Source organism: Methylobacterium sp. WL18, assembly GCF_008040015.1.
GTDB lineage: Bacteria > Pseudomonadota > Alphaproteobacteria > Rhizobiales > Beijerinckiaceae > Methylobacterium > Methylobacterium mesophilicum.
The window spans coordinates 1-7,105 of record NZ_VRVD01000228.1; the positions used below are offsets into that span (position 1 = coordinate 1).

Consider the following 7,105-nt stretch of genomic DNA (forward strand, 5'->3'; position numbering starts at 1 on the left):
TCGGCGCCGCCCTCGACCGCGTCGCCCTGGCCACCGCCCGCCAGGTCGAGCGCGGCCGGCCGCGCCTGCTGCACGTCAACGCGCTGGCCACCTTCACCCTGCGCTGGCTGATCCCGCGCCTGTCCGGCTTCCAGGTCGCCCACCCCGCCGTAGAGGTCCGGCTGACCACCTCCAACGTGCCCCTGGCCCACCTCGTGGACCCGTTCGACGTGGCGATCCGGGGCGGGCCGGATACGCGTCCCGGCCATATCGGGCAGCCGTTCCTGTCCGAGCGGCGCCTGCCGGTGTGCAGCCCGGCCCTGCTGCGGCGCCTGCCGCTCCACGAACCGGAGCACCTGCGCCACCATACCCTCCTGCACGCGGCGACGCTCCCGGAGGTCTGGCCGCACTGGCTGCGGGCCGCCGGGGTGCCGGACCTGACGCCGCAGGCCTCGGTGACCCTGGAGCACTTCTACCTGACGCTGCAGGCCGCCCTCGACGGCCTCGGCGTCGCGATGGGCCCGGAGCGCCTGATCGCCGACGACGTGGCCGCCGGCCGCCTGACCCGCCCGTTCGCGGGCCCGTCGCTGCCGGCACGGAGCTACTACACCTACGTGCCCGAGACCCGGGCGGACGACCCGACCGTGCGCGCCTTCTGCACCTGGCTGACCGAGGCGGCGCACGACGCCTGAACACGGGACAGGGAGCGGGATGGCATCCGGAGCTATCCTGGCGCAAGAATGCTTGTCAGGCATAGATGCTTGTCAGGAATGCGTTCGACGGCGTCAGCGCCGACCGGCGGACGCCGCTGCCGAAGGTGAGTTCATGGCGCGCAAGCGTCTCCGCCCCACGATCGCGTATCTGTCCGAGGCCGTGGCGCGGCTCGGGCTCGCCCCGGATTCCGTCGACCTGGAAACCCTGCGCGCCGATCTCGAGCTGCCCGATTTCGGCGCCGAGGTCGAGGACGAGCGGGTCGCCCAGGCGTTGCGCGCCCGGCAGCGGGCCCGGGCCTTCGCCGAGACGGGCGTCCCGGCGGTCCGGAAGGCCATCCCCACCCTGAAGGCCGCGATCACCCGGGACCATCGGGTGATCTGGACCATCCGGATCGAGATCCCGCTGCTCGACAACGGCCGCATGGACCTCCGGATCGACATCGCCCCGGACCCGGCCGCCGCCGAGATCCTGGCGCGCATGGCGGCCCGGAACGATCCCGCCCACCGGGTCGAGGCCCTGCGGGCGGCCGTGGCTGAGCGGGCGGCCGAGGCCGTCCGCAGCTTGGGCAAGCCGGTCGAGCGCCTGCGGGGGCAGATCATCCAGGACCTGCGCGAGGTCGGGGCCGATGCGGCCGCCTACATCGCCCACATGGACCGGTCGCTGCGGTCCCGGGTGTTCGCCTACGGGCCGAAGCTGGCACGCGCCCTGGTCGACGCGCTCACCCCCGTGCGCCGCCACGCCAAGGCGGTGGCGAGCGAGGGCTCGCGCCTGCGCCGCCTGCGCGATCAGGTCGGGTTCGGCGCCTATATCGAGCGCTTCACCGCCGCCCGCCGGCTGAACCGGCGGATCCTGTTCCACATGGGCCCGACCAATTCCGGCAAGACCTACGCGGCCCTGCAGATGCTGACGGCGGCGCCGACCGGCACTTACCTAGCGCCCCTGCGGCTGCTGGCCCTGGAGAACTACGAGGCCCTGCGCGAGCGCGGGCTCCGGGCCGGCATGGTCACCGGCGAGGAGGTCTTGGGCGAGCCGCAGCCGACCCACACCGCCCGCACCATCGAGACCGCCGACCTGACCCGCCCGATCGACGTCGCGGTGATCGACGAGATCCAGATGCTGTCGGATCCCGACCGCGGCTGGGCCTGGACCAACGCCCTGTTCGGCGTGGCCGCCCGGACCGTGGTCGTGTGCGGTTCCGACGACGCCTTGGCCTATGTCCGCCGCGCCGCCGAGGCCGCGGGCGAGTCGCTGGAGGTGATCCCGTTCACCCGCAAGTCGCCGCTGCTGCTGCTCGACGAACCGGTCCCCCTGGAGAAGGTCGAGCCGGGGGACGCGGTCGTGGCGTTCTCGCGCCGGGCCGTGCACGAGAACCGCGAGATCCTGGTCGCCCGCGGGCACCGGGTCGCGACCATCTACGGCGCCCTGTCGCCGGAGGTGCGCCGGGCGGAGGCCACGCGCTTCCGCACCGGCGAGGCCAACGTGCTGGTCACCACCGACGCGATCGGCATGGGGCTCAATCTCGGGCCGCTCCGGCGGATCGTGTTCTCGACCGTGCGCAAGTGGGACGGCGTGAAGGAGCGCGGGCTGACCAATTCCGAGATCCGCCAGATCGCCGGGCGGGCGGGCCGCTACGGGCACCAGGAGGTCGGCTACGTGGCGGCGACGGACGCGATCGCCGTCGAGCCGATCCGGGTCGCGTTGTCGGGCGCTCCCACGGCGCCGGCAGCGGACTCGCGCTTCTTCGTCCGGCCGGATCTCGGCGCGATCCGCTCCGTCGCCGCGGAGATGCAGACCCACAGCCTCCACGAGGTGCTGACGCACTTCGCCCGGGCGACCTTCTACGCCGGCTCGCCGTTCCAGCCCTCGGCCCTGGAGGAGATCCTGGAGGTCGCGCGGGTGGTCGACCGGGCGCGGCTGCCGATCGAGGAAAAGTTCGCCTTCTCGGTCTGCCCGATCAACCGGCGCGACGAGATCGCCATGGGTATGCTCGAACGCTGGAGCCAGGCTCGGGCGGCCGGCACCACGGTCCCGGCCCTGCGGGCGAACCTGACCGGGGAACTCGACTACCAGGAGCGGAGCGTCCGCCTGGCCAGCGCCTACCTGTGGCTGTCACGCCGCTTCCCCGACACCTTCGACGACGTCGAGGCGATCCGGCACATGCGCAGCCGCGCCAACGACGCCATCGAGCAGCACCTGCGCGAGACCGCGACCCGCAAGGCCGAGCGCCGCACCCGCCGGGCGGGCACGCGGTAGCGCATCATCCCGAAAGGTGGTTGCCGGCTTTCGGGAAAAGATGATGCGAAATAACGACTTAAAAACTCACCAGCGGTAGCCGAGGCTGGCGATGACGGTCCGGCCGTTGCCGTAGAAGCAGCCGCCCGCCGCGAAGCAGGAGGCGACGTAGGTCCGGTCGAACAGGTTGGCGGCGTTCACCGAGACCTGCCAGCCCGCCAGCCCCGGATCGGCGGCGCCGAGTTCGTAGCGGATCGCCGCATCGACCAGGGTCACGGCCGGCACCGAAAAGCTGTTGGCCGGGTCGCCGGCGCTCCGGCCGATGGCGCGGATCCCGCCGGCGAGGCTGAGGCCCGCGAGCGGACCGCCCGGGAACCGATAGTTCGCCCAGAGCGACACCAGCTGGTCGGGCACGGACACGAAGCGCTTGCCGACGAGCGCCGGGTTGCTGTCCCGGCTCACGGTGGTGTCGAGGTAGGTATAGGCGCCGATCAGGTCGAGGCTGTCGGACAGGGTCGCGCGGGCCTCGAGCTCGATGCCGCGCGAGCGCACCGCGCCGGTCTGGACTTTGTAGAACGGATGCGCCGGATCGGCGGTGGATACGTTGTCCTGGGTGATGTCGAAGCCCGAGACCGCGAAAAAACTCTCCAGGCCGGGCGGCTGGTACTTCACCCCGGCTTCGGTCTGCCGCGCATGGGTCGGCTTGAACGGCGCGCCCGCGAAGGTGGTGCCCAGGGTCGGCTCGAACGAGGTCGCGTAGCTGGCGTAGGGCGCGAGGCCGCCGTCGAACAGGTAGGTCGCGCCGACCCGACCGGTGAAGGCCGCGTCGTCCTGTTGGGAATTCCGCGCGCTCAGGCGGTTCGCGGTGTCGAGGAAGGACCAGTCCTGCCGCCCGCCGATCGTGAGGACCCAGCGGTCCAGCCGCATCTGGTCCTGGGCGTAGAGTCCGACGCGGTTCCAATCCTGCCGGGTCCGCGGGGCGGCCGGCGGAACCGCAAAGGGCCGGCCGTAGACCGGCGCTGCAAAGTCGATCGGCGGCACCGGGCCGAAGCCCGAGGCGTCCGTATCCGCCCGGGAGCCCTGATAGCCGAGCCCGAACAGGAGGGTGTGGGCGATCGGCCCGGTGGCGAAGTCGGCCTGCGCCTGGTTGTCCAGGGATAGCCCGTCCACCGCCTCCCGCGACCAGGAGGCCGAGCGTTCGAGCAGGCGCGACGTCTCTCCGAACGGGGCGAAGAAGTTGACCGCCGCGCCTTCGAAGCGCGTATCGATATGAGCGTAGCGCAGGTTCTGCCGAACGGTCCAGGTCGCGTCGAAACGGTGCTCGACGGCGTAGCCGATCATGGCCTGCTGACGGTCGTAAGCATCGAACCCGGGCTCCCCCGGGAAGAAGCGGCGCCGGATCCGGCCGGCCGGGTTGGGGAACAGGGTTCCCTCGGCCGGGAGCCAACCCGAAAAGTTGTTGTGCGGGTCGTTCTGGTAGAAGCCCAGCAGGGTGAGACTCGTGTCCTCGTCCGGCCGCCACGCGAGCGTCGGGGCGAGCACGACCCGCTGCTCCCGGGAAAAGTCGACCTGCGTGTCGACCCGCCGCCCGAGGCCGTTGAGGCGATAGGCCAGGCTGCCGTCGTCGCCGATTGGGCCGCCGACGTCGAAGGCCGCCTCGGCGCGGTTGCGGTTGCCGCTGGTGAGCGTCACCGCCCCGAACGGCTGCTCGGTCGGCCGCTTGCTGACCATGGCGACGATCCCGCCCGGGCTCGCCTGCCCGTAGAGTACCGAGGCGGGCCCGCGCAGCACCTCGACGCGCTCCAGCGTCGAGGGATCGATGACTTGTGCGGCCCAATTGCCGCCCTTGACCAGCGGCAGGCCGTCGAGGACCTGCGGGTTGGTCGCGCCGGCGGCGAACCCGCCGAAGCCGCGCAGGAACACACTTTCCAGCACACCGCCGATCCGCGTGTCCGCGAAGACCCCGGGCGTGTAGCGAACGCTGTCGCCGACGCTCCGGGCCGCCTGCTGATCGATCTGCGCCCGGGGGATCACAGACACCGCCTGTGGGACAGCGATGAGGGGCGTGTCGGTCTTGGTACCCGTGGCCGAGACGCGGGCCACGAGTCCGGGGACCGGATCCGTTCCGGTCATCCCGCGTCGCGTCACCGTAAGGACGGGCAGCGCGATCTCGGCATCTTTTTCGCCGCCCGGTGGGACGGCCACACGTACCGATCGCACAGGGTTCAGCGGGGCAGAGCCCGTGTGTGGCTCGTGACCGGACGGCCCTCCGAACGGCGGCTTCGGCTCCGCGCGAAGAGGTACCGGGGAGAGGCTCAGGACGACGGCGAGGACGACGGTGCAGTCCTTGATGCGCGGCAGCCTGGTCGCCTCTCGAACAGGCGTGGTGGGGGCGAGCGGGTACGGCGTTCGCGGAGACATGATCGGGCTCCTGGTTAGGGAGCCCAGCGCTACGGCGGTTGTCCGCGTCGGTCAATAAAGGTAGGATGATTGGATAAAACTATCTTTTAGCGGGATTCCAGGGAGCCGGGGTCATGGACCGCGCGTCGTTCACCCTCCACGATGTTTCCGACTTTCCCCTCGTGCGGATGCGGAACGACGCTGCGCGTCCGCCCGGCTACGCCTCCATCTGGTGCCGGGAGATGGACGCGTTGCTCGCAGGCGGCGACCCCTTCGTGCTGATCTATGATGGACGCCGGCACGACGAAGCGCATGACGACCGGGTCGCCCGCGGCCTCTGGCTGAAGCGGAACAAGGAAGCCCTGGGCGGGTGCTGCCGCGCGTTGATCGTCGTCGAGCCAGACCCGGAGCGCCGCCACGCCTTGGAAGCCGCGTTTCCCAGCTTGATCCGCGCGTTCGGCACACCCCAGGCCGCATGCGCCACCGATCGCGAAGCCGCCGCACTGGCCAGGCAGACCCTGGGCGCGGCCGGTTGATCGGAGCCGCAGCGCGCTCAGCTCCCGGGGGCGGTCTCGATACGCACGAGCGCATCGAGAATCGGGCCGACGATGGCCCGGGCCGCGTCCGCCGCACCCACTTCGTCCCGCTCCCGGATTGCATCGACCACCCGGCGGTGGGCGGCGAGGTCCGGCTCGGGCAAGGCCCCGTCACTGAGCGCCGTGCTCGTACTGCCATGCAACGACAGGGCGAAATACCGGTAGAGTTCCGCGAGGGCGGCGTTGTCGCCGCATTGTGCGACCGCGACATGGAAGGCGATGTCGCGCTCGATGAATCCGGCGAGGTCCCCGTCCTGTGGACGCTCCCCGCGCGCCTCCAGCAGGGCTTCGAGCCGCGCCACGTCACCGTCGTTCCGCCGCGCCGCCGCCCGGCGGGCCGCCTCGGTTTCGAGAAGCGCGCGCAACTCGAAATGGTCGCGCAGGCTCGCATGGGCGACCCGGCGCATGATCTCCGCCGGATCGACGTTGAGGCGGACATAAGTCCCGTCCCCCTGTCGCACCTCCAGCACCTTGGCATGGGAGAGAACCCGCACGGCCTCCCGCACCGTGTTCCGCCCGACCTGCAGCATCTCGGCGAGTTCCGCCTCCTTCGGGATGCGCGCGCCGACTTTCCAGCGGCCGGTCTCGATCTGCGTGCGGATGAGATCGATCGCCGAATCGACCAGCGAGCGGCGGGCGGCCTGAGGCAGATTCAAGGTGGAGGGCATGCGCTCAGCTTCACGCCGGGATGCGGGATCATCCGACTTCTGAACCATCTTTTCGACCACTTCGCGCGGCAAGCGAAGCCCCGATCACGAAAAACCCGGTCCGCGTGAGCGGGCCGGGTTTTTGGTGGTGGTCGGGTGGTCGGAAGGGATTTGGTTGCGGGGACAGGATTTGAACCTGTGACCTTCAGGTTATGAGCCTGACGAGCTACCGGGCTGCTCCACCCCGCGCCAAGGTTGTGCGGCTGATCCGGGCTGGCTGGCGCTGGTGGGCGCGCTCCGGGGCCGTAGCGATGGTCGTGTCGAGGGAATGGCGCGGGCTCATGTGAGCGGGTGCGCTGTGTGTTTGCGATGTGCGGGTCTGGCGGCGACCGACTCTCCCGTGCCTTGAGACACAGTACCATGGGCGCTGGCGTGTTTAACGGCCGAGTTCGAGATGGGATCGGGTTCTGGGCACGCCGCTCAAGCCACCAGACCGGCACATCGCAATTCTTTTCGGACTGGCCGCGCAGGGTGCTG

General features: G+C 70.7%; 5 protein-coding genes, 1 tRNA gene and 1 rRNA gene. 3 read left to right on the forward strand and 4 right to left on the reverse strand.

Annotated elements, in window-relative coordinates; all coding sequences use genetic code 11:
* The coding region (locus tag FV228_RS16330; protein WP_147855591.1) for a LysR substrate-binding domain-containing protein at nt 1–671 on the forward strand (671 nt) is incomplete at its 5' end.
* A 133-nt stretch (nt 672–804) separates the two neighbouring features.
* Nucleotides 805–2,946: a helicase-related protein gene (locus FV228_RS16335; RefSeq protein ID WP_147855592.1), complete on the forward strand. Its 2,142-nt coding sequence runs from the start codon at nt 805–807 to the stop codon at nt 2,944–2,946.
* A gap of 66 nt (nt 2,947–3,012) precedes the next feature.
* On the opposite strand, the gene FV228_RS16340 is transcribed toward FV228_RS16335, so the two are convergent.
* Nucleotides 3,013–5,058, reverse strand: coding sequence for a TonB-dependent siderophore receptor (locus tag FV228_RS16340; RefSeq protein ID WP_147855593.1), 2,046 nt, complete (start codon nt 5,056–5,058; stop codon nt 3,013–3,015).
* Nucleotides 5,059–5,459: 401 nt separating this feature from the next.
* On the opposite strand from FV228_RS16340, the gene FV228_RS16345 reads away from it, so the two are divergent.
* The gene (locus tag FV228_RS16345; protein ID WP_147855594.1) at nt 5,460–5,861 is read left to right on the forward strand and encodes a GntR family transcriptional regulator; all 402 of its coding nucleotides are present in this window, start codon (nt 5,460–5,462) and stop codon (nt 5,859–5,861) included.
* A 17-nt stretch (nt 5,862–5,878) separates the two neighbouring features.
* On the opposite strand, the gene FV228_RS16350 is transcribed toward FV228_RS16345, so the two are convergent.
* The 3 genes from FV228_RS16350 to rrf form a co-directional block, all read right to left on the reverse strand.
* Entirely contained in the window at nt 5,879–6,589 is a 711-nt protein-coding gene (locus FV228_RS16350; RefSeq protein ID WP_147855595.1) for an FCD domain-containing protein, read from the reverse strand.
* 151 nt (nt 6,590–6,740) lie between these two features.
* A tRNA-Met gene (locus FV228_RS16355) sits at nt 6,741–6,817 on the reverse strand.
* A 128-nt stretch (nt 6,818–6,945) separates the two neighbouring features.
* Nucleotides 6,946–7,061, reverse strand: a 5S ribosomal RNA gene (rrf, locus tag FV228_RS16360).
* Nucleotides 7,062–7,105: the final 44 nt, after the last annotated feature.

Excerpts from the sequence above, each read along its gene's own strand:
- FV228_RS16340 (WP_147855593.1), bottom strand. The coding sequence starts at position 5,058 with ATGACCGGAACGGATCCGGTCCCCGGACTCGTGGCCCGCGTCTCGGCC.
- FV228_RS16350 (WP_147855595.1), bottom strand. The coding sequence starts at position 6,589 with ATGCCCTCCACCTTGAATCTGCCTCAGGCCGCCCGCCGCTCGCTGGTC.
- FV228_RS16335 (WP_147855592.1), top strand. The coding sequence starts at position 805 with ATGGCGCGCAAGCGTCTCCGCCCCACGATCGCGTATCTGTCCGAGGCC.
- FV228_RS16345 (WP_147855594.1), top strand. The coding sequence starts at position 5,460 with ATGGACCGCGCGTCGTTCACCCTCCACGATGTTTCCGACTTTCCCCTC.